Origin of the sequence: Rhizobium sophoriradicis (assembly GCF_025200795.1) — a bacterium.
Taxonomy (GTDB): domain Bacteria; phylum Pseudomonadota; class Alphaproteobacteria; order Rhizobiales; family Rhizobiaceae; genus Rhizobium; species Rhizobium sophoriradicis.
This window is the reverse complement of the sequence record NZ_CP104152.1, coordinates 4,108,212-4,131,460: the sequence shown is the minus strand read 5'-3', so window position 1 is coordinate 4,131,460 and position 23,249 is coordinate 4,108,212. Positions and strand designations below refer to the sequence as shown.

Sequence of the window (23,249 nt, the reverse complement as noted above, 5' to 3'; positions counted from 1 at the left end):
ACGTGAAACCCGCCGAGTTGGAGTTTGAGATGACCGGCAATGTCTATGATGTGATTGTGATCGGCGGCGGCCATGCCGGCACGGAGGCTGCCAGTGCAGCTGCGCGCCTCGGGGCGAAAACCGCCTTGGTCACCCACAGGCGAGACACGATTGGTGTCATGTCCTGCAATCCGGCGATTGGTGGGCTTGGCAAGGGACATCTGGTCCGCGAGATCGACGCGATGGACGGTCTGATGGGCCGGGTCGCCGATCTTGCCGGCATTCAGTTCAGAATGTTGAACCGGAAGAAGGGTGCCGCCGTCCGCGGTCCGCGAACGCAGGCGGATCGGAAGCTCTATCGACTGGCGATGCTGGCGGCGATCGAAGCGACACCAGGCTTGGATATCGTCGAGGGCGACGCATTCGATCTCGACGTCGTCGATAACCGTGTTGCCGGCGTGATCATGAAGGATGGCCGGCGGCTGAAAGCGCCGGCAGTCGTGTTGACGACCGGGACGTTTTTGCGTGGTCTGATCCATATCGGTTCGGATAAGACACCCGCCGGCCGCGTCGGCGAACCCCCCTCGCTGGGGTTGTCGGCAACTCTGGCCCGGTTGGGGCTGCGCTTGGGGCGATTGAAGACGGGCACGCCGGCCCGGCTGGATGGCAAGACAATCGACTGGCAGTCCGTCGGTCGGCAGGGTGCGGACGAGGATCTCGTGCCCTTTTCGTTCATGACCGATTCGATCACGACGCGGCAGATCGAATGTGGCGTCACCCGGACGACCGAAGCGACACATCGGATCATCATAGACAATATCAAACGCTCGGCGATGTATTCCGGGCAGATCGAAGGTGTCGGGCCGCGTTACTGCCCATCCATCGAGGACAAGCTGGTCAAGTTCGGCGAACGCGACGGCCACCAGGTCTTTCTCGAACCGGAAGGCCTCGACGACGATACGGTCTATCCAAATGGCATTTCGACGTCGCTGCCGGCCGAGGTCCAGGCGGACTTCATAAAGACCATTCCCGGACTCGAGACGGCGCGGATCCTCCAGCCGGGTTATGCCATCGAGTATGATCATGTCGACCCGCGGGAGCTTACGCCGTCGCTCGAAGTCAAGCGGCTGAGAGGCCTGTTTCTCGCCGGCCAGATCAACGGGACCACCGGTTATGAGGAGGCAGCGGCGCAGGGGTTGGCGGCAGGCTTGAATGCTGCACTGCGAAGCACCGATTCGGATCCGTTCCATTTTAGCCGAACAAATTCTTACATTGGGGTGATGATCGATGACCTCACGTCGCGAGGCGTTACGGAACCGTATCGGATGTTTACGTCGCGCGCGGAGTATCGTCTGACGCTGCGGGCCGATAATGCTGATGCTCGGCTGACACCACTTGGCATGCGGCTTGGCTGCGTCAGCCGTGCACGCGAGCGGCGATTCACAGTCTATCAAGCAGAAGTCGACGCCGGGCGCGCCCAGTTGATGTCGCTGAAGGTGACCCCCAATGAAGCGCGGCGCGCCGGCCTGAACATCAATCTGGATGGTCAGCGCCGGACGGCCTATGATTTATTGTCCTACCCGGACTACGACTTTGCCGCCCTCCGGCGGGTCTGGCCGGATGCTCTGGGCGCGATCCGGCCGACGGTTGCCGAGGCGTTGGAGATAGAGGCGGGCTACTCCGTTTATCTCGACCGGCAGGCTGCGGCCATTGCTGACCAGCAGCGCGACGAGGAACGGCGTATCCCCGATGATTTCGACTACTCTGCGCTTTCCGGCTTGTCGAATGAGCTCAAGACAAAGCTTAGTGCGGCCCGTCCGTTCAACGTCGCGCAGGCAGCCATTGTCGAAGGCATGACGCCCGCCGCTATTGCGCTGTTGCTGGTGCATTTGCGCCGCCGGAGCGGTGCAGAGCGCCAAATTGCCTAACACAAGATTTGAGAGTCTTTGAGAATGGAATTGAACGGTTTGCGTGTTTCACGTGAAACACAGGCACGACTCCAACATTTTGCGGCACTCTTTCAGAAATGGGCAAAAGCCATCAATCTCGTAGCGCCATCGACGCTCGATGATTTGTGGCGGCGTCATATCGCGGACAGCAGCCAGATTTTCCAGATTTACCCCGAGCCAGTTCGCTGGGTCGATCTCGGCAGCGGCGGCGGCTTTCCCGGCGTGATCACCGCAATCTTCCTGGCGGAGCTGCAGGATGGGTGGGTGCATCTTGTCGAAAGCAATCACAAAAAGGCAGCATTTTTGCGAACCGCACTGCGGGAGACAAACGCACGCGGGAGCGTTCACGCGATTCGAATCGAGGATGCCCATGCCGAGATCGGCGAGTGTGGTGCGATTTCAGCCAGAGCCCTCGCCGACCTCGACGGGCTGATCGGCTATGCAGCACCTTGGATGCTTGGCAAGGGAAATTGTCGTGGATTTTTTCACAAAGGCCGGGATTACCTGAGGGAAATCGATGAAGCGCGTGGCCGGTGGGAATTCGATCTGGTAGAACATAAGAGCGCCGTCGAGCAGGAATCCGTGATTTTGGAAATATCGAATCTCCGGCGCTTGGTTTAACAGATCGGATATTGCGGCAATGGCTGGCGAACGACACCGGATAATCACCATCGCAAATCAGAAGGGTGGCGTTGGCAAAACGACCACCGCCATCAACCTGGCAACAGCGTTGGCCGCCATCGGCGAGCGCGTCCTGATCGTGGATCTCGATCCGCAGGGCAATGCCAGCACCGGCCTCGGCATCGACCGTCGCGATCGCAAACTTTCCTCCTATGACCTGATGGTCGGAGAGCGCGGAATCAGCGAGGTGACGCTGGAAACTGCCGTTCCCAACCTCTTCATCGTGCCATCGACCATGGATCTGCTCGGCATCGAGATGGAAATCTCGCAGCAGAGCGATCGCGTCTTTAAATTGCGGAAGGCACTGTCGTCCGCCGAAGCCATGGCATTTTCCTATATCCTTCTCGATTGCCCGCCTTCGTTCAATCTGCTGACGATGAATGCGATGGCGGCGGCCCATTCGGTGCTGGTACCGCTGCAATGCGAATTTTTCGCGCTCGAGGGACTGAGCCAACTGCTCGAAACCGTCAGCCAGGTGCGTCGGACGGTCAACCCGCGGCTGGATATCCAGGGCATCGTCCTGACGATGTTCGATGCTCGCAACAATCTTGCCCAACAGGTGGTCAATGACGTGCGCACGCATCTCGGCGAGAAGGTTTATCATACGTTAATTCCGCGCAATGTCCGGGTGTCCGAAGCCCCGTCCTACGGCAAGCCGGCCATTCTCTATGATCTGAAATGCGCGGGCAGCCAGGCCTATCTGCAGCTGGCCTCTGAGGTCATTCAGCGGGAGCGCCAGAGACTGGCTGCGTAAAATCATTTCAGGATGCAGGTGAGTGTAGATCATGAATGACGATGTATCGAAAAGGCGATTGGGCCGTGGTCTTGCGGCGTTGATTGGTGAAATGGATCAACCTGTTCCGGTGGAGGCTGAGCGAACTGTCAGCGCCGATCGGATGATCCCGATAGAATTCGTCAGTCGCAACCCCCGCAATCCCCGTCGTTTTTTCGACGACACCGAGTTGCACGATCTTGCCAGCTCAATCCGTCAACACGGCATCGTGCAGCCGATCGTGGTGCGCACGATGGAGCGGGACCGCTATGAAATCATCGCCGGCGAACGGCGATGGCGGGCAGCGCAGCTTGCCGGCCTGATCGAAATCCCGGTGATTATCCGTGACGTCGACGACAAGACGGCGCTTGAGATTGCTATTGTCGAGAACGTGCAGCGCGCGGATCTCAATCCTCTGGAAGAGGCCCTGGGCTACGAGCAGCTCATCGCGGAATATGGCTATACCCAGAATGATCTCGGCGAAATTATCGGCAAAAGCCGCAGCCATGTGGCCAACTCGCTGCGTTTGCTGAAACTGCCGGATCCGGTTCGCGATCTGTTGGCCGCCGGCAGTCTTTCGGCCGGCCATGCGCGCGCGCTGGTGTCGACCCCCGATCCGGCAAGCCTTGCCCGCACGATCGTTGCCAAGGGCATGTCGGTGCGTGATGCCGAAAAGCTGGCGCAGAACAATATCAAGGCGCAATCGGAGCCGCAGCAGACGGCCTCGCGCCGCGATCAAAAGGACTCGGATACGCTGGCGCTGGAACGCACGCTGTCCGATGCCCTCGGGCTCGAGGTGTCAATCAATCACAAAACCAGCGGCGGCCAGATCAAAATTTCCTACAAGTCGCTTGAGCAGCTCGAGGAAGTCTGCCGCTTGCTGGAACGGCGATAATCACGCCGACTTGCGGCCAGATTGCAGGGTGGTGGAGAGAAGTGTTTGCATCGCAACGCTGTCTTCCAGCACCTGCCGACGCCGGCTCTGAAGAATAGCCGCCTGCAGACGGTTGGATTCACGCGCGATGCTTTCCGCGGACCACTGGCGAAGCGCCTGCTCTAGGATCGGCTTGCGGCGAAAATGCAGATGTCGTCCCATTGTCTGCATCACCTGCGGCGCCTGTAGGCGCTTTTCTTCCATCTCTGCACGCATGGTATCGAGAAGCTGGAACTGCTTCAGGCAGGCCTGAAGCACGAGAAAAATCGCTGTTTTTGAACTGCTGATCTTCTGCATGGCGTGGAGGAAGCCGTTGAGATCGCCGTCCAGGATGGCGTCGACGGCATCATCAACGGAGGTCGCGCTGGCATCGCCGATTATTTCGGTAACGTGATGTTCTTCGACCGTATCAAGGCCGCGGCAGTAGAGGGCGAGTTTGCGCACTTCATTGCGTGAGGCGATGCGATCGCCGCCGATCAAGGCGATCAGCGCCTGGCGCGCCGCCGGTGTAATGCCGAGCTTTTCCGCCCCGAGTTCGGCATCGATCAAGCCGTTCAAGGCGCGGCTGTCATCGGCATAAGACGGTACCGTCATGACGGCTCGCGCGGCTTCCGCTGTCTTGCGCAGCAGCGATCCCTTTTTCAGATCGCCGGCCTCGACGATCAGATAGGTGGCCTCGAGCGGTTTTTCAGCCAGGTGCGCCAGCGAATCGACAAGGTATTTTTCGTTGGCGGCGCCGCGGATCCAGATGAGTTTTTCGCCGCCGAACAGCCCGATGGATTGCGCCTCGTCAACCAGTCGCCCGGGATCCTTCTGCAAATCGGCGATATCGAGTTTTGTCAGCGAAAAAGGATCGTTCAGCGCGACGCCGGTCTTGCCGGCGAGTTGACCGGCGCGCTCGGACACCAGACCCCGATCCGGGCCATAAATGACGAAAATCCGGTAGTTCTGCGCCGATTTCTGCAGAAAGGTCTCGAACTCGTGCGACTTTATCTCCGCCATCTGCCCGCCCTCAGCGGCTGAGGGCAGCAGCGAGATCGGCGCCTACGAATTCCGCCGTCTGATCGGCGGCGCGATTCTCCGCATCTCGGATCGCCCTTTGCTTGGCAAATTCCTGCTCGGAGAAGTCCACCAGTGAGGTCGCCTGGCGGCTCCCGGCCTTGATGACGCGACCGTCGGCGACAGCGCTCAGCGTATAAGTGACGGTGACGGTCACACGGCCGGCGCGCGAGGTATCGCCGGATTGCCGCAGAAGCGTATCGGCGACGCTCGACGTGGTCCGCAATTCGACGTGATATTGCGGATTTGCCGTTTCGCCGGCGCCGCGCGACGCCAGGAAGATCAGCCGGTTGCGGACCTGCTGTCCGACGCGGCCGGATGCCTCGGAAAAGCCGACCGAGGACAGCTTTTCGGTGACGCCCGAGCTCTCGGAATAAAGCGGCCGGACTTGGCAGGCTGACAGCAATGCCGAGGCGGCAAGGATCATGGCGATGCCGGCATTGCGGGCCAGCTTGCGGGTGATATCAGACGACAATGTTCACAATCCTTTGGGGAACCACGATGATCTTCTTCGGCGCCTGACCGTTCAGCACGTTCTTCACCGCATCTAGTTCCAGCACGGCGTTGGTGACGGCATTCTGATCGGCATCGCGAGAAATTGTCAATTCGGCGCGCTTCTTGCCGTTGATCTGCACGGGCAGCACAACGTCGTTTTCAAAGACGAGCGCTTCGACAAAACGCGGCCAGTCGGTGCGGGCAAGCAGCTCCGTATTGCCGAGCGTGGCCCAGCATTCCTCTGCAAGATGCGGCGTCATCGGCGCGACAAGTTGGACCAGGATCTCGGCAGCATCACGCACGGCGGCACGATAGGCGATATCGCCCTCGCCCGCCGCAACTTTCGTCAGCGGCGCAGCAAGTGCGTTGACAAGCTCGTAGATGCGGGCGACTGCCTTGTTGAACCAGAGCTTGTCATAGTCGTTCTGAACCGCTTTGAGCGTCTTGTGCGCCGCCTGCGAGATTGCCAGCGCCTCGCCCTCGCTCGCCGGTGCGGCCTCAACGGCGGACAGGACACCGGCAGCTTCGGAAATCAGCCGCCACAGGCGCTGAGTGAAACGATGCGCACCTTCGACACCCGCCTCGGACCAGATGACGTCGCGCTCCGGCGGCGAATCGGACAGCACGAAGAAGCGGGCGGTATCGGCGCCATAGGAGGCGATGATATCGTCGGGATCCACGACGTTCTTCTTCGATTTCGACATCTTCTCGATAGAGCCGATGGCGACCTCCTCGCCTGTCGCCAGCAGCAGGGCCCGGCGCTTGCCATCGATCTCCTCGATGCGGATATCGGCGGGAGCCACCCATTCACGGCCGGCGCCGGCGCTGCGGCTGTAGGTCTCATGAACGACCATGCCCTGGGTGAACAGGCCCTTGAAGGGTTCGCTCGCGGCGACGTGACCGGTCTCGCGCATGGCGCGGGTAAAGAAGCGCGAATAAAGCAGATGCAGGATCGCGTGCTCGATGCCGCCGATATATTGATCGACCGGCAGCCAACGATTAGCCGCCTCAGGATCGGTCGGCTTTGCTTCCCACGGCGCGGTGAAGCGGGTGAAATACCAGCTCGAATCGACGAAGGTGTCCATCGTGTCGGTTTCGCGGCGGGCATCCTTGCCGCAATTGGGGCAGGCGACGTGACGCCAGGTCGGATGGCGGTCGAGCGGGTTGCCCGGCTGGTCGAAGGTCACGTCTTCCGGCAGTTTCACCGGCAGGTCCTTTTTCGGCACTGGCACGACGCCGCAGGCATCGCAATGGATGACCGGGATCGGGCAGCCCCAATAGCGCTGACGCGAAATGCCCCAGTCGCGCAGGCGGAAATTGATCTTCCGCTCACCCTGGGGCGTATTGCCGAGCGAAGCGGCCGACAGCCGGTCGGCAACGATATTGAAGGCTTCTTCGGTCGTCTTGCCGTCGAGGAAGCGAGAATTGATCATGACGCCATCGCCGTCATAGGCGGTATCGCCGATGGAAAAGCTCGCAGCGTCGCCATCCCTCGGCATGACCACGGGCACGACCGGCAGGCCGTATTTGCGGGCGAAATCGAGGTCGCGCTGGTCGCCGGAGGGGCAGCCGAAGATCGCGCCCGTGCCGTAATCCATCAGCACGAAATTGGCGATATAGACCGGCAGCTCCCAGGCGGGATCGAGCGGATGGCGGACCCGGATGCCGGTGTCCAGGCCCTTCTTTTCAGCAGTCTCGAGTGCTGCAAGCGAGGTGCCGGCGCGGCGGCATTCCTCGCAGAAGGCCTCGATCTCGACATTCTTTGCGGCCGCGTCCTTGGCCAGCGGATGGTCGGCGGCAATCGCCAGGAAGGAGGCGCCGAACAGCGTATCAGGACGGGTCGTATAGACGGTAATCTCGGTCTCGCCGGCCGGCGCCGTTTCCGGCACGATCTCCCAGCGCACCGTCAGACCTTCCGAGCGGCCGATCCAGTTCTTCTGCATCAGTCGGACTTTTTCCGGCCACTGGTCGAGCGTATCCAGCGCGTCCAGCAGGTCCTGGCTGAAATCGGTGATCTTGAAGAACCATTGCGTCAGTTCACGCTGTTCGACCAGCGCGCCGGAACGCCAGCCGCGGCCGTCGATCACCTGTTCGTTGGCGAGCACCGTGTTGTCGACCGGATCCCAATTTACCTTCGACTGCTTGCGGTAGACCAGGCCCTTCTCGAGGAAATCCACGAAGAGATGCTGCTGGTGCTGGTAATAGTCGACGTCGCAGGTGGCGAATTCGCGGCTCCAGTCCAATGAAAGCCCCATGGCCTTCAACTGCGCCCTCATCGAGGCGATGTTCTGGTAGGTCCAAGAGGCGGGGTGGACGCCGCGCTCCATGGCGGCGTTTTCCGCCGGCATGCCGAACGCGTCCCAGCCCATCGGGTGCAGCACGTTATAGCCGCGGGCGCGCTTGTAGCGGGCAACGACATCGCCCATGGCGTAGTTGCGGACATGGCCCATATGGATGCGCCCCGACGGATAGGGGAACATTTCGAGGACGTAATATTTTTCGCGCGGATCGGCGTTGTCGGTCTCGAAGACCTTGTCTTCGTTCCATTTCTGCTGCCAGCGGGGCTCGGCATCGCGCGGATTATAACGTTCGGTGGCCATTGTATTCGAAATTCCGGAAAATCAGGGGAGGTTGGTCGAGACCTTCACCATGAAACCACCTTAGCGTCAAGTTTTGCAGGCGCTGCAAGCGCCCGATCTTCGTCCCGGCCGGGCGATTTCGCGGCAGCGGGTCTTGGCAAGCACAGAATGGCTGGCTAGTTCATTGCCTTCACTCTCATGCGGAAATGTCGAGGCAGAACGATGGAACTTCAAGAGCGCCTGAACGACGTACGATCAAGGATTGCCGCCGCGGAACGCGCGGCCGGTCGTCCGGCCGGCTCCGTTCGGCTCGTTGCGGTGTCGAAGACCTTCGAGGCGGAGGCGATCCGCCCGGCCATCGAAGCCGGGCAGCGCGTCTTCGGTGAGAACCGGGTGCAGGAGAGCCAGGGCAAGTGGCCGGCGCTGAAAGCCGAATATCCCGACATCGAGCTGCATCTGATCGGGCCGCTGCAATCGAACAAGGCGGCGGACGCGGTGGCGCTTTTCGACGTGATCGAGTCCGTCGATCGGGAAAAGATTGCCCGGGCCCTTGCCGAGGAGATGAAACGGCAAGGCAAAACACCGCGGCTCTACGTCCAGGTCAACACCGGGTTGGAGCCGCAGAAGGCCGGCATCGCGCCTGACGACACGCCGGCCTTCGTCTCGCTTTGCCGCGACGAGCTCGGTCTTTCCATCGAGGGCCTGATGTGCATTCCGCCGGCCGAGGAAAATCCCGGGCCGCATTTCGCCCTGCTGGCAAAGCTCGCGTCGAAATGCGGCGTTGAGAAACTCTCCATGGGCATGTCGGGCGATTACGAGACGGCGATCGCCTTCGGCGCCACCAGTGTCCGCGTCGGATCGGCGATTTTCGGCGCGCGCTGATACGCTGCTTTGGTCGGGCTTCCCGTTCCCCTCCCCTCTCCCTAGATTAACATCGAGGCTTGCATGTCCTGGGGAGGAGCAGATGCAGAACGGCTATCATCAGGCCTATGCGGCCTGGAAACGCGATCCCGAAGCCTTCTGGCGCGAAGCCGCCGCCGAGATCGACTGGTTCAAGCCGCCGGAGCGGGTGTTTTCGCCTGATGACGGTATTTACGGCCGCTGGTTTGCGGGGGCGGAAACCAATACCTGCCACAATTGCCTGGACCGGCATGTCGCGGCCGGACGCGGCAGTGAGACGGCCATCATCTTCGACAGCGCCATGACTGGCGAGAAGCGCCGCTTCTCATATGACGAGGTCCTCGGCGAGGTGAAGGCCATCGCCGCGACGCTGCTGGCGCTCGGCATCGGCAAAGGCGACCGCGTCATCCTCTATATGCCGATGCTGCCGCAGGCAGTGTTTTCCATGCTTGCCTGCGCTCGTATCGGCGCGGTCCATTCCGTCGTATTCGGCGGCTTTGCCGCCAGTGAGCTTGCGGCCCGTATCGACGACAGCGGCGCCAGGCTGGTGATCACCGCGAGCTGCGGGCTCGAGCCCGGCCGCGTCGTCGCCTATAAGCCGCTGGTCGATCAGGCGATCGAGCTTGCCCGGATGAAGCCTGAGCGCTGCCTGGTGCTGCAGCGGCCGCAGCTTCAGGCAGAACTCGTCGGCGGCCGTGATGAGGATTTCGAAGCGGCGGTGGCGCCCCACCGTGGCGCCGAGCTGGCCTGTGTTTCCGTCAAGGCGACCGATCCGCTCTATATCCTCTATACCTCCGGCACCACCGGCCAGCCGAAGGGAGTGGTGCGCGACAATGGCGGGCACTTGGTCGCGCTGAACTGGTCGATGCGGAATATCTATGGGCTGAAGCCGGGCGAAGTCTTCTGGACGGCGTCCGATATCGGCTGGGTCGTCGGTCATTCATATATCGTCTACGCACCGTTGATATCGGGCGTGACGACCTTGATCTTCGAGGGAAAGCCGGTCGGCACGCCCGATGCCGGCGCATTTTGGCGCGTTGTTGCAGAGCATGATGTGCGCGTGCTCTTCACGGCGCCGACCGCCTTTCGTGCCATCCGGCGAGAGGATGGGGACGGCGAACTGATCGCGCGCTACAGGATGCCCAATTTGCGGGCGCTGTTTCTTGCCGGCGAGCGGGCGGACCCGGAGACTTTGAAATGGGCCGAACGCATGCTCGCCATCCCCGTCATCGACCACTGGTGGCAGACGGAGACGGGCTGGCCGATCGCCGCAAATCCGCTCGGCCTTGGTGCCCTGCCGGTCAAACATGGTTCGCCGGCGCTGCCGATGCCGGGTTATGAAGTTGCGGTGCTCGACGATGCCGGCCATCCGATCGAGGCGGGAACGCTCGGCAATATCGTCATCAGGCTGCCCCTGCCGCCCGGCTGCCTGCCGACCCTCTGGCATGCGGACGACCGTTTTCGATCGGCCTATCTCGATGAGTTTCCCGGTTATTATAAGACCGCCGACGCCGGCTATGTCGATGAGGACGGCTATCTCTTCATCATGTCGCGCACCGACGACATCATCAATTGCGCCGGTCATCGGCTCTCGACCGGTGCGATGGAGGAGGTCTGCGCGCGGCATCCCGATGTCGCCGAATGCGCTGTCATCGGTGTCATCGATGCGCTGAAGGGTCAGGCGCCTTGCGGTTTCCTGGTGCTGAAACGGAGTGTCGCTCGCGAATCGGCAGCAATCGAATCAGAGGTGGTGGCGATGATTCGCGATCAGATCGGGCCTGTCGCCGCCTTCAAGACGGCCATTACAGTGAACCGATTGCCGAAGACGCGATCGGGCAAGATCCTGCGCGGGACCATGCAGAAAATTGCCGACGGCATACCATGGAAAATGCCTGCGACCATTGATGATCCGGCGATTCTGGAGGAGATCGCCGAGGCGCTGCGCAAGCGCGGTTTCGGCTCTCTGCCGATGTAAATTAAGGATTCTATAAGCTCAATTGAGGAATTGTTAACCAAGTTGCGCAAGGATTTGTTAACGGCAAAGGCTTGCACAGCAGGCTTTGCATGACGCAGTCGCCGTTACCGGCCTGCTGCATAATTCCTTAAGTCGGAATCGATTTAGGAGAAAATTCTGCAGCAGTTGAAGTGCTACAGTGTCCTTTGCGCGTCTGAAGGACGCGCGGCGCGTAGTCCGGAATGCCCCTTTCTCCTATTGTGGAACGGATCATGACGAGCATCCTCACCAACAACGCTGCCATGGCAGCGCTGCAGACTTTGCGCGGCGTAAACGATAGCCTCAAGGACACCCAGGGTCGCGTTTCCTCCGGTTATCGTGTCGAGAAGGCTGCCGACAATGCCGCATATTGGTCGATCGCAACGACCATGCGTTCCGACAACCTGGCGCTTTCCGCCGTCTCCGACGCCCTCGGCCTCGGTGCGGCCAAGGTCGACACCGCCTATGCGGCCATGGACAGCGCCCTAGACGTCGTCAGCGAAATCAAGGCGAAGATCGTCGCCGCCACGGAAAAGGGCGTCGACAAGACGAAGATCCAGCAGGAACTCGACCAACTGCAGGAGCAGCTGCTCAGCATCGCCCAGTCCGCCTCCTTCTCCGGGGAAAACTGGGTGGCCGGCGCTTCCGGCACGAAGAGCGTCGTCTCCTCCTTCGTCCGTGACGGCAGCAATGCCGTGTCGGTGAAGATGACCGACTACGTGCTCGATTCAGGAACGCTCGGCAATGTGCTCTTCGGCATGACCAGCACGGGTGCGATCGAGACGAGCAGCGGCATTATCGGCACCGCTTTTAACGGCACTTATGGCGGCACCGTCATCGTCATGCCGTCAATCTATGATCTCGACATTACCGGTTTTACCCAGGGTCAACTCGACTCAGCCTTGACCGGGATCGAACTGGTTCTCGGCGCCATGACCGCTGCCGGCTCGGCTCTGGGATCGATCTCGACGCGCATCCAGCTGCAGGAGAATTTCGTCAGCGGCCTTCACGATTCGATCGACTCGGGCATCGGTCGCCTGGTCGATGCCGATATGGAAGAGGAATCGAGCAAGCTCTCTGCATTGCAGACGCAGCAGCAGCTTGGCATCCAGTCGCTTTCGATTGCCAATAGCTCGGCACAGAACATCCTCACCCTGTTCCGCAGCTAAATCGAAACAGGCAATCCGCAACAAAAACCCCGCCGGTCAGCTCATACCGGCGGGGTTTTTCATGAGATCGTCGATCTCTCAGTAGTGATCGTCGTCGTCCTCGTCCTTCGGGGCCGAGCGGAGCGAGCTCAGCTTGCGGAAGACGGCATCGGCGTCGATTTCCTTTTCCTTTTCTTCCTCGCGCTCGTAGCTCGGGGTCAGGCGCTCGGTTTCCTGCGCCGATTGCAGCGTCGCGCCGAGTTCGGCGGCGGTCGGTAGCGGACGGCCCTTGGAGGCCTTTTCCACTTCCATGTCGAGGTCGATCTGGCTGCAGAGGCCGAGCGTCACCGGATCCATCGGCGCCAGGTTGGCGGAGTTCCAGTGAGTGCGCTCGCGGATCTGCTCGATCGTCGATTTCGTCGTGCCGACGAGGCGGGAAATCTGCGCGTCCTTCAGTTCCGGATGATTGCGAACGAGCCAGAGAATGGCGTTCGGGCGATCCTGGCGCTTGGAAACCGGCGTATAGCGCGGGCCGCGGCGCTTGGATTCCGGCACGCGCACCTTCGGCTCGGAAAGCTTCAGCTTGTGGTTCGGATTGGCTTCGGCGCGGGCGATCTCGTCGCGCGAGAGCTGTCCCGTCGAGATCGGATCAAGGCCCTTGATGCCCTGCGCCGCTTCGCCGTCGGCGATTGCCTTGACCTCGAGCGGATGCAGTTTGCAGAACTGCGCGATCTGATCGAAAGACAACGCCGTGTTGTCGACAAGCCAGATGGCGGTCGCCTTCGGCATGAGCAATGTTTGAGCCATGGATATAGTCCTTCTATCGTCCGCGCCGGTCGCGGTCCGTGGATTGTCACCACAATGTCCGGGAAATATGCCGCTATATAACCGGACTGTCGCAGAATTGCAATTCTTCCGAAATCAAATGACCTTTGTCTAATTGCCGTGGCGATGCGACCTGCTATGAATTGCCCTGATTTGAAGTCCGGGCTCATAAATTGCTTGGCCCGTCGCATGTCCCATGAGGAGGAGTTGCATGTCGGAGAAGATCCATCCGGTGCCGAAGTCGGTGAAGGCGCGTGCCCTGATCGATAAGGAGAAGTACCTGAAATGGTACGAGGAGAGCGTCGAGGATCCGGACAAGTTCTGGGGCAAGCACGGCAAGCGGATCGACTGGTTCAAGCCCTATACCAAAGTCAAGAACACCTCCTTTACCGGCAAGGTCTCGATCAAGTGGTTCGAGGATGGCCAGACGAACGTCTCCTATAACTGTATCGACCGCCATCTGAAGACGAATGGCGACCAGGTGGCGATTATCTGGGAAGGCGACAATCCCTATATCGACAAGAAGATCACCTATAACGAGCTCTACGAGCATGTCTGCCGGATGGCGAATGTCTTGAAGAAGCACGGCGTCAAGAAGGGCGATCGCGTCACCATCTATATGCCGATGATCCCGGAAGCGGCTTACGCGATGCTCGCCTGCGCCCGCATCGGCGCGGTGCATTCGGTCGTCTTCGGCGGTTTCTCCCCCGAGGCCCTGGCGGGACGCATCGTCGACTGTGAATCCACCTTCGTCATCACCTGCGACGAAGGTTTGCGCGGCGGCAAGCCGGTGCCGCTGAAGGACAATACCGATACGGCGATCCACATCGCCGCCCGCCAGCACGTCAATGTCAGCAAGGTGCTGGTCGTGCGCCGCACCGGCGGCAAGACCGGCTGGGCGCCGGGCCGCGATCTCTGGTACCACCAGGAGATCGCCACGGTGAAGGCGGAATGCCCGCCGGTGAAGATGAAGGCGGAAGATCCGCTGTTCATTCTCTACACCTCAGGTTCGACCGGCAAGCCGAAGGGCGTGCTGCACACGACCGGCGGTTATCTCGTCTACGCCTCGATGACGCATGAATATGTCTTCGACTACCATCATGGCGACATCTACTGGTGCACGGCCGATGTCGGCTGGGTCACCGGCCATTCCTATATCGTCTATGGGCCGCTTTCGAACTGCGCCACGACGCTGATGTTCGAGGGCGTGCCGAATTTCCCCGATCAGGGCCGTTTCTGGGAAGTGATCGACAAGCACAAGGTCAATATCTTCTATACCGCACCGACGGCGATCCGTTCGCTGATGGGCGCCGGCGACGAATTCGTCACGCGCTCGTCGCGCTCGTCGCTGCGCCTGCTCGGCACGGTCGGCGAACCTATCAATCCGGAAGCCTGGGAGTGGTATTACAACGTCGTCGGCGACAAGCGCTGCCCTGTCATCGATACATGGTGGCAGACGGAGACCGGCGGCCACATGATCACGCCGCTGCCGGGTGCCACCGATTTGAAACCCGGTTCGGCGACGGTGCCGTTCTTCGGCGTCAAGCCTGAGCTGGTCGACAATGAGGGCAAGGTGCTGGAAGGGGCCGCCGACGGCAATCTCTGCATCGCCGACAGCTGGCCGGGCCAGATGCGCACCGTTTATGGCGACCACGAGCGCTTCATCCAGACCTATTTCTCCACCTACAAGGGCAAGTACTTCACCGGCGATGGCTGCCGGCGCGACGAGGACGGCTATTACTGGATCACCGGCCGGGTCGACGACGTGCTCAACGTCTCCGGCCACCGGCTCGGAACGGCGGAGGTGGAATCGGCGCTGGTCTCGCACAATCTGGTTTCGGAAGCTGCGGTCGTCGGTTATCCGCATGCGATCAAGGGTCAGGGCATCTATTGCTACGTGACGCTGATGGCCGGCCATGATGGTTCCGATACGCTTCGCCAGGAACTGGTCAAACATGTGCGCGCCGAAATCGGGCCGATCGCCTCGCCCGACAAGATCCAGTTTGCCCCCGGCCTGCCGAAGACCCGCTCGGGCAAGATCATGCGCCGCATTCTGCGCAAGATCGCCGAGGACGATTTCGGTGCGCTCGGCGACACCTCGACACTTGCCGATCCTGCTGTCGTCGATGATTTGATCGCCAACCGGCAGAACAAGGCGACGGCCTGACAAACACAGAGCCGCTCCGCCTCCAGGACCTGGGGCGGCTCACTTTACATTGCAGGCTGAATATTAGACGGCTGCACAAGGCCCGGGCTCGACAATCCTTGCTTAGAAATCGATCGCCCGGCCATTGACCTCGTAATCGCCGAAGCGGGCCGGCTCGGCTCCGCCGCGGCCGCCGATCTCCGGCGGCAGCTCCAGCGGCGTCCGGTTCTTTCGCCGCTCCTCGGCCTCGGCAAGTGCACGCTGGGCAGCCGGAGACAGCATTCTTCGCGGCGGCTCCGATCCTTCGGCCGTCGGCGTTTGGCTATTGTCGTTATCGGCGTCCTGCATGGCTTCTCCTGCCTGAAAACATTGAAAATGGCTGGTGAATAACCAAATCATAATGCGCCGTCGTTGGGATTGAAAGCTTGCGACGCCGAAATTGGAGTTGGAGATTCGCAATGAACCTCGTTCGCACTGCCATGTTGCTTGCCTTCATGACGGCGCTTTTCATGTTTGTCGGCTTCCTTATCGGCGGTCGGGGCGGCATGATGATCGCATTTCTCATTGCCGCCGGCATGAATTTCTTCTCCTACTGGAATTCCGATCGCATGGTGCTGGCGGCCTACCGCGCCCAGCAGATCGACGAGCGCAATGCGCCGGAATTTTTTGCGATCGTGCGCGATCTCGCCCGCAATGCCGGGCTGCCGATGCCGAAGGTCTATCTCTACGACAGCCCGCAGCCGAATGCCTTCGCAACCGGCCGCAATCCTGAAAATGCCGCGGTCGCCGCCTCGACAGGGCTGCTCCAGGCACTGTCTCCCGAGGAAGTCGCCGGGGTGATGGCGCATGAGCTCGCCCATATCCAGAATCGCGACACGCTGACGATGACGATCACGGCAACGCTTGCCGGCGCGATCTCGATGCTCGGCAACTTCGCCTTCTTCTTCGGCGGTAACCGCGAGAACAACAATCCGCTCGGCTTCATCGGCGTCCTCGTCGCCATGATTGTGGCGCCGCTTGCCGCCATGCTGGTGCAGATGGCGATCAGCCGCACGCGCGAATATTCGGCCGACCGCCGCGGCGCCGAAATCTGCGGCAATCCGCTCTGGCTCGCTTCGGCACTCGGCAAGATCGCCCGCGGTGCCGCCCATGTGCCGAACGAGGATGCCGAGCGCAATCCGGCGACGGCTCATATGTTCATCATCAATCCGCTCTCCGGCGAGCGCATGGACAATCTGTTTTCCACGCATCCGAACACGGAAAACCGCATTGCCGCGCTGCAGGAGATGGCGCAAAGCGGCATGAATGTCTCGACGGGACCGGTTCGTGCTGTTAATCCGACGCGCAAATCGCGCTCTGTTCCGAATACGGGTCGCGGTGGTTCGCAACCGCCAAGAGGTCCGTGGTCTTGAATTCAGACGGCACGAAAAAGCCATTCCGTAAACAGAAACCTTCCGCCGATCGGCCGGCCGACCGGTCGGCGCCTGTTAAGCCCGGCCTGCAAGCCCGTGCCGCGGCGGCAAAAATTCTCGCCGCTGTCGTCGACCGCAAGCTGCCGCTCGACGGCGCTCTCGATCACGAACATGGCAATCCTGCCTATAAAGCGCTCGGTGAAAGCGACCGGGCGCTTGTCCGCGCCATTCTGAACACGACGCTGCGTCATCTGCCGCGCATCGATGCGGCGATCGCCTCGCTGCTGGAATCGCCGCTGCCGGAGGGCGCGCGGGCGCTGCATCACGTTCTGGCAATCGGCGCGGCGCAGATTCTCTATCTCGACGTGCCCGACCATTCGGCCGTCGATCTTGCCGTCGAGCAGGCCAATCAGGATCCGCGCAATCGTCGTTTCGCCAAGCTGGTCAACGCCGTGCTACGCCGGCTCGGCCGCGAAAAGGAGGAGGTGCTGGCAGAGATCGGCAAGGTCGCGCCGATGCCGTCCTGGTTCCTTGCGCGGCTGGAAAAGGCCTATGGCCGGGAGGCAGCGCTGGCGATCTCGCAATCGCAGCTCGAACCGGCGGCGATCGATCTGACCGTCAAATCCGACGCCGAGGGCTGGGCAAAGAGGTTGAACGGCGTTGCCTTGCCCACCGGCGGCGTGCGGCTTGCCGCTTTCGATGGCGGCATTCCGTCGCTCGAGGGCTTCGATGAGGGCGCCTGGTGGGTGCAGGATGCAGCGGCAAGCATTCCGGCCAGGCTTTTCGGCGATCTCGCGGGCAAACGTGCGGCGGATCTCTGTGCTGCACCCGGCGGCAAGACGGCACAGCTCATCCTTGCCGGCGGCGCGGTCACCGCACTCGATCAGTCGGAAAGTCGGCTAAGACGGCTGCGCTCGAATCTCGACCGGCTTGGCCTGACGGCGGAAACGGTCGCGGCAGACCTGACGACATTCAAGCCGCCCGAAGGCTTCGATGCGATCCTGCTCGACGCCCCCTGCTCTTCCACCGGCACGACGCGCCGGCATCCTGACGTGTTATGGACCAAGGGGCCGGATGATATCGCCAGGCTGGCGGCGCTGCAGGAGCGCTTGCTGCGCCATGCGCTGACCCTGCTGACGCCCTTGGGCATGCTGGTGTTTTCAAATTGCTCGCTCGATCCCGCCGAGGGCGAGGAGGTCGTCGCCCGTGTTCTTTCTGATACGGATGCAATCGAGCGCGTTCCGATCAATGCGGGCGACTGGCCCGGCCTTGAGGCAGCGATCACGCCGCTCGGCGAATTCCGCACGCTTCCGACCATGCTGAAGATGCCTGAGGGCATCGCCTCCGGCCTCGACGGCTTTTACGCAGCGGTGCTGCGACGAGCGAGCTGACCAACCTTAAAAGTCGGAGCAAACCATGCGGGGTTTAAACCCTCGCATCATCGCCACGGTGCGTTGTGAACCGTCGAATGATCTCAACTAAAATGCAGTAATTTGCATATATTCGAACTTTGTCACGAATTAATTCATTGCGGGCGATGAAATCGGCCGCTTTTCACCTATTCTTAACCACGAGGGTCAATAGACAATAGAATATGCAGTCCGGTCGGCGTTTTGCGAGCATGTATGTTCGGGAAGCTTGGCGGCGCGCCTTGCGCCGCGTCGCGTTGCTGCGCCTGAAGCTCTTTCGCCATTCGATCAAGGTGCCCGAGCGCCTGATCGTCGCGCCGACCGATCTTCGCGGCATCGATCCGCATGTGGCTGAAGAAATTCTCAACGGGCGGTTTCTTCTGGCCGGGCGCATGCTGGAAACGAACGGCAAATCGCCCTTCACTTTCACCCTGCCCTCGCGGCCCTTCGCGACCCGCCTCCACAGTTTCGGCTGGCTGCGGCATATGCGCGCCCACAAGACGGAACGCAGCGCCGCCGCCGCCCGCACCGTCGTCGACAGCTGGCTCTCGATCCATGCCGGCCGCATGGAAGGGATCGCCTGGGACACCGACGTCACCGCCCAGCGCGTCATCGCCTGGCTGTCGCATTCGCCTGTCGTGCTGCAGAATGCCGACCGCGGCTTTTATCGCCGCTTCATGAAGTCGCTGGCGTTTCAGGTGAGATTTCTGCAGCGCATGGCGCCCTATACGCTCGGCGGCCTGGAGTTGTTTCGCCTGCGCATCGCGCTCGCCATGGCGTCCGTTGCCATGCCGGCCCGCGCCTCCACGCTGAGAAGGGCGGCGCAGGCGCTCGATCGCGAATTCGATAGCCAGATTCTGCCGGATGGCGGCCATATCTCACGCAATCCGCGCGTCGGCCTTGAACTGCTGCTCGATCTGCTGCCGTTGCGGCAGACCTATGTCAATCTTGGCCATGAACTGCCGCAGAAGCTGATCTCGGGCATCGACCGCATGTATCCGGCCTTGCGGTTCTTTCGCCATCAGGATGGGGATCTGGCGCTTTTCAACGGCGCGACCTCGACGCTTGCCAACGAGTTGATGTCGGTGCTGAGATATGACGAGACCGCCGGCCAGCCGTTCAAAGCTTTGCCGCAGTCGCGCTATCAGCGACTTGCCGGGGGCAGGACGGTGATCATCGCCGATAGCGGCGCGCCGCCTGCAGGCGGCGCGGTGCGCACTGCGCATGCCGGCAGCCTTTCCTTCGAGATGTCGTCGGGCCGCCATCGCTTCATCGTCAATTCCGGCTCGCCGAAATTTGCCGGGCACCGCTATGTCCAGATGGCGCGCACGACCGCGGCGCATTCGACCGTCATCCTCAACGACACTTCCTCCAGTCGCTTTTCGCTCTCGCCTTTCCTCAACCATGCGATCACCGAACCGGTCAGGACGGTAACGGTCGAGCGTGCGGAGACGGAGGATGGACGCGACGGCATCAAGCTCAGCCATGACGGTTATGTGAGAGCATTCGGCGTGCTGCATGAGCGTGAGCTGACACTCAATGCCGCCGGCACGATCGTAACGGGCCACGACCGGTTGGTCGTCCGTGACGGATATGACAGCGACGAGCCCCTGAAGGCGGTCGCCCGGTTTCATATCCATCCTTCGATCGTGCTGCAGCAAAGCGACGGCGAGTCAGTGCTGCTGACTGCGCCGGACGGCGAAAGCTGGCTGTTTTCCGCCCCCGGCAACGAAGTGCTGATTTCCGAGGACATTTTCTTTGCCGACAGCTCCGGCATTTGCGGCTCGGACCAGATCGAGATCGACTTCGATCTTGCCGAGAAGACGGAAATCCGCTGGTTTTTATCCCGCAAGGGTTAGCGCCTGTTTGCGCGGCGGCGAAGCTGTGCTAACGCGGCGCAAGCAGAACCGAAGCCCGAACGGAGAAAGTTCATGGCCGTCATTTCCAAGAAAATCCCCGCACCGGACAAGGTCGAAATCAAGACCGCGCTCCTCTCCGTCTTTGACAAGACCGGCATCGTCGAGCTCGCCCAGGCCTTGTCTGAAAGAGGCGTGCGCCTGCTGTCGACCGGTGGCACCTACAAGGCGATCGCTGCTGCCGGTCTCGCCGTCACCGATGTCTCCGACATCACCGGTTTTCCGGAGATCATGGATGGCCGCGTCAAGACGCTGCACCCGACAGTGCATGGCGGCCTGCTGGCGATTCGTGACGACAGCGAACACCAGGAAGCGATGAAGAAGCACGGCATCGAGGCCATCGATCTCGCCGTCATCAACCTCTATCCCTTCGAGGAGGTGCGCGCGGCCGGCGGCGATTACCCGACGACCGTCGAGAATATCGATATTGGTGGTCCGGCAATGATCCGGGCATCGGCCAAGAACCATGCCTATGTGACGATCCTGACCGATCCCGACGATTATGCCGAGTTCAAGGAGCAGCTTTCGGCCGATGCAGGCAAGACGGCCTACGCCTTCCGCCAGCGCATGGCCGCCAAGGCCTATTCCCGCACCGCGGCCTATGACGCTGCGATTTCCAACTGGTTTGCCGAAGCGCTATCGATCGACACGCCGCGCCACCGCGTCATTGGCGGTGTGCTGAAGGAAGAGATGCGCTACGGCGAAAACCCGCACCAGAAGGCCGCCTTCTATGTGACCGGCGAGAAGCGCCCGGGTGTTTCGACGGCTGTCCTTCTCCAGGGCAAGCAGCTCTCCTATAACAATATCAACGATACCGACGCGGCCTACGAGCTGGTCGCCGAGTTCCTGCCGGAAAAGGCGCCTGCCTGCGCCATCATCAAACACGCCAACCCCTGCGGCGTCGCCACCGGCTCCAGCCTGGTCGAAGCCTATCAGCGGGCGCTTGCCTGCGATTCCGTTTCCGCCTTCGGCGGCATCATTGCGCTGAACCAGATATTAGACGGCGAAACGGCCGAAGAGATCGTCAAGCTGTTCACCGAGGTGATCATCGCCCCCGATGTCACCGAAGAGGCAAAGGCGATCGTCGCCCGCAAACCTAATCTCAGGCTCCTGTCCGCCGGCGGCCTGCCCGATCCGCGCGTTACAGGGCTGACGGCGAAGACCGTCTCCGGCGGCCTGCTCGTCCAGAGCCGCGACAACGGCATGGTCGAGGATCTGGAACTCAAGGTCGTCACCAGGCGCGCGCCGACGGCGCAGGAGCTCGAGGACATGAAGTTCGCCTTCAAGGTCGGAAAACACGTCAAATCGAATGCCGTGGTCTATGCCAAGGACGGCCAGACGGCCGGCATCGGCGCCGGCCAGATGAGCCGGGTCGATTCGGCCCGCATCGCTGCGCTGAAGGCCGAAGAGGCCGCCAAGGCGCTCGGCCTCGCGGTTCCGATGACAAAGGGTTCGGCGGTTGCCTCCGAAGCCTTCCTGCCGTTTGCCGACGGTCTTCTGTCGATGATTGCCGCGGGCGCGACGGCGGTGATCCAGCCGGGCGGTTCGATGCGTGATCAGGAGGTTATCGATGCCGCCAATGAACACAGCATCGCGATGGTTTTCACCGGCATGCGCCACTTCCGGCACTAATTGGGCGTCTATGCCCGATCGGCCGGATAGGGCGTGCGGACGAGCAGCACCAGTCCGCCGGCGAGGAACAGGATCAGCGTCGCCATTCCGAGCCGCGGTGATCCGCTCATATAGGTCACCAGCGAAAAGAGCAGCGTCGCCATGAAGCTCGTGGCGCGCCCCGAAAGCGCATAGATGCCGAAGTACCGGCCGGCTTCTTCAGGGCTGACGCTGCGGGCGAGATAGGAGCGCGACGAGGCCTGGACCGGCCCGAAGGCGAACCCGATCAACAGGCCGTAAAGGATATAGGCCTTTTCCGCGGCGGTGCCGAAGAGGCCGCCGGAATCCGTCGTCGGCAACGCCACCAGGCCAAACATCGTGTAACCCGGCCCGGTCGAGATGATGCCGATGGTGGCGAGAAGCAGCATGGTGAGGCTGATAACAACCGTCACCTTCGAACCGACGCCCTTGTCGATGCGGCCGGCGATCAGGCAGCCGAAGATGGCGATGACGTTGAGGATGATGCCGTAAAGGCCGATTTCGATCGTTGCCCAGCCGAACATGCCGGCGGCAAAAACGCCGCCGAGGATCAGCAGGCCGTTGACGCCGTCCTGATAGATCATGCGGGCAATCAGGAATTTGAGGATGCCGCGCCGCTCTTTGAGTTCGCCGAGGGTGTTCCTGAGCTCCGACAGGCCGGCGCGGATGGCGGTGCCGAAGGGCAGGCCTCTGCCGACATCGGGCGTGAAGAAGAACATCGGCAGGATGAAGATCAGGTACCAGACGGCCGAGATCGGCCCGGTGATGCGTGCATCCTGGCCGGTCTTGGGATCAAGGCCAAAAAGCGGGTCGAGGCCGAGAACGGTCTTGCCGCTTTCCGGGCTTGCCGCCAGAAGCGTGACGACAGCAATGAGCACGATGATGCCGCCGAGATAACCAAGCCCCCAGGCGGTGTTGGAAAGCTTGCCGACCTCGTGCTTGGCGACCAGCCGCGGCATCATCGAATCATTGAAGACGATCGAAAACTCGGCCGAAATCGAGGCGAGGATCATGAAGATTACGGGATAGAGGACAGGCGAACCAGGGGCTGCGAACCACAGGCCGAACAGACTTGCGATCTTGACGACGGCGAAGAAGCCGATCCAGGGCTTGCGCGCGCCGGACTGGTCGGCGATCGAGCCGAGAACGGGCGAGAGCAGGGCGATGATCAGCGACGAGATCGTCGCCATGTTGCTCCAAGTCGTCTGCGCCGACACCGGGTCATCGGTCAGGCGGGAGACGAAATAGGGTCCGAAGATGAAGGTGGTGACCACGGTGAAGAAGGGCTGCGCCGCCCAGTCGAAGAACATCCACCCCCAGATGCCCTTCTCCGTGGCTTTCGGCGGCTGCGTTCCTGTCCAGTCTATGCGATTCAACATCCGCTCCTTTTTTGGCGGACTGT

Annotated in this window: 18 protein-coding genes; 12 read left to right on the top strand and 6 right to left on the bottom strand. The window is 61.4% G+C overall.

Translation table 11 applies throughout. From position 1 onward, the window contains the following. Positions 1–29: 29 nt before the first annotated feature. The 4 genes from mnmG to N2597_RS20155 are packed head-to-tail and all read left to right on the top strand — an operon-like array spanning position 30 to position 4,276. Complete coding sequence (mnmG, locus tag N2597_RS20170) at positions 30–1,907, top strand: tRNA uridine-5-carboxymethylaminomethyl(34) synthesis enzyme MnmG (protein WP_106797606.1); 1,878 nt, start codon at positions 30–32, stop codon at positions 1,905–1,907. Positions 1,908–1,931: 24 nt separating this feature from the next. Then, the gene (gene rsmG, locus N2597_RS20165) at positions 1,932–2,549 is read left to right on the top strand and encodes a 16S rRNA (guanine(527)-N(7))-methyltransferase RsmG (RefSeq protein ID WP_009996162.1); all 618 of its coding nucleotides are present in this window, start codon (positions 1,932–1,934) and stop codon (positions 2,547–2,549) included. Between the two features lie 19 nt (positions 2,550–2,568). Further along, on the top strand, positions 2,569–3,363 hold the full coding sequence (locus N2597_RS20160; RefSeq protein WP_038692104.1) for a ParA family protein: 795 nt from the start codon (positions 2,569–2,571) through the stop codon (positions 3,361–3,363). A 31-nt stretch (positions 3,364–3,394) separates the two neighbouring features. Then, the gene (locus N2597_RS20155; RefSeq protein ID WP_077992742.1) at positions 3,395–4,276 is read left to right on the top strand and encodes a ParB/RepB/Spo0J family partition protein; all 882 of its coding nucleotides are present in this window, start codon (positions 3,395–3,397) and stop codon (positions 4,274–4,276) included. Here N2597_RS20155 and holA read toward each other — a convergent pair whose 3' ends face one another. Genes holA through leuS form a run of 3 tightly spaced genes read right to left on the bottom strand, consistent with a single transcriptional unit; the run spans position 4,277 to position 8,469 of the window. Continuing rightward, entirely contained in the window at positions 4,277–5,317 is a 1,041-nt protein-coding gene (gene holA, locus N2597_RS20150) for a DNA polymerase III subunit delta (RefSeq protein ID WP_183597903.1), read from the bottom strand. 10 nt (positions 5,318–5,327) lie between these two features. Further along, positions 5,328–5,849 (bottom strand): LPS assembly lipoprotein LptE, encoded by a 522-nt coding sequence (lptE, locus tag N2597_RS20145; RefSeq protein WP_077992740.1) that lies wholly within the window; start codon positions 5,847–5,849, stop codon positions 5,328–5,330. Then, complete coding sequence (gene leuS / locus N2597_RS20140) at positions 5,839–8,469, bottom strand: leucine--tRNA ligase (protein ID WP_183597901.1); 2,631 nt, start codon at positions 8,467–8,469, stop codon at positions 5,839–5,841. Before leuS ends, lptE begins: the two co-directional genes overlap by 11 nt. Positions 8,470–8,670: 201 nt before the next feature. Between leuS and N2597_RS20135 the strand changes: the two genes are divergently transcribed. From N2597_RS20135 to N2597_RS20125, 3 genes are all read left to right on the top strand, one after another. Beyond that, entirely contained in the window at positions 8,671–9,330 is a 660-nt protein-coding gene (locus N2597_RS20135; protein ID WP_096764523.1) for a YggS family pyridoxal phosphate-dependent enzyme, read from the top strand. Between the two features lie 82 nt (positions 9,331–9,412). Further along, positions 9,413–11,323, top strand: a complete 1,911-nt coding sequence (locus N2597_RS20130; RefSeq protein ID WP_077992738.1) for a propionyl-CoA synthetase — start codon at positions 9,413–9,415, stop codon at positions 11,321–11,323. Positions 11,324–11,574: 251 nt separating this feature from the next. Beyond that, on the top strand, positions 11,575–12,510 hold the full coding sequence (locus N2597_RS20125; protein ID WP_096764521.1) for a flagellin N-terminal helical domain-containing protein: 936 nt from the start codon (positions 11,575–11,577) through the stop codon (positions 12,508–12,510). A 78-nt stretch (positions 12,511–12,588) separates the two neighbouring features. Here the strand turns inward: N2597_RS20125 and N2597_RS20120 are convergent, their stop codons facing one another. Further along, positions 12,589–13,296, bottom strand: coding sequence for a DUF1013 domain-containing protein (locus tag N2597_RS20120; RefSeq protein WP_003571448.1), 708 nt, complete (start codon positions 13,294–13,296; stop codon positions 12,589–12,591). 229 nt (positions 13,297–13,525) lie between these two features. Between N2597_RS20120 and acs the strand changes: the two genes are divergently transcribed. Further along, a complete protein-coding gene (acs, locus tag N2597_RS20115; RefSeq protein ID WP_183597899.1) occupies positions 13,526–15,481 on the top strand; it encodes an acetate--CoA ligase in 1,956 nt (651 codons plus the stop codon). A gap of 102 nt (positions 15,482–15,583) precedes the next feature. Here acs and N2597_RS20110 read toward each other — a convergent pair whose 3' ends face one another. Continuing rightward, entirely contained in the window at positions 15,584–15,808 is a 225-nt protein-coding gene (locus N2597_RS20110) for a DUF1674 domain-containing protein (protein WP_096762116.1), read from the bottom strand. A 110-nt stretch (positions 15,809–15,918) separates the two neighbouring features. On the opposite strand from N2597_RS20110, the gene htpX reads away from it, so the two are divergent. The 4 genes from htpX to purH all read left to right on the top strand — a co-directional run bounded on the left by htpX (position 15,919) and on the right by purH (position 21,829). After that, positions 15,919–16,872 (top strand): zinc metalloprotease HtpX, encoded by a 954-nt coding sequence (gene htpX, locus N2597_RS20105; RefSeq protein ID WP_077992418.1) that lies wholly within the window; start codon positions 15,919–15,921, stop codon positions 16,870–16,872. After that, positions 16,863–18,263, top strand: coding sequence for an RsmB/NOP family class I SAM-dependent RNA methyltransferase (locus N2597_RS20100; RefSeq protein WP_106797025.1), 1,401 nt, complete (start codon positions 16,863–16,865; stop codon positions 18,261–18,263). The genes htpX and N2597_RS20100 overlap by 10 nt, the downstream gene beginning before the upstream one ends. A gap of 203 nt (positions 18,264–18,466) precedes the next feature. Continuing rightward, positions 18,467–20,140 (top strand): heparinase II/III family protein, encoded by a 1,674-nt coding sequence (locus N2597_RS20095; protein ID WP_077992416.1) that lies wholly within the window; start codon positions 18,467–18,469, stop codon positions 20,138–20,140. Positions 20,141–20,212: 72 nt separating this feature from the next. Further along, positions 20,213–21,829 carry a bifunctional phosphoribosylaminoimidazolecarboxamide formyltransferase/IMP cyclohydrolase gene (purH, locus tag N2597_RS20090; protein ID WP_183597897.1) on the top strand — a complete coding sequence of 539 codons (1,617 nt, stop codon included), beginning with the start codon at positions 20,213–20,215 and terminating at the stop codon, positions 21,827–21,829. Positions 21,830–21,837: 8 nt separating this feature from the next. Here purH and N2597_RS20085 read toward each other — a convergent pair whose 3' ends face one another. Continuing rightward, positions 21,838–23,226, bottom strand: coding sequence for an MFS transporter (locus tag N2597_RS20085; protein WP_106797023.1), 1,389 nt, complete (start codon positions 23,224–23,226; stop codon positions 21,838–21,840). Between the last annotated feature and the right edge of the window lie 23 nt (positions 23,227–23,249).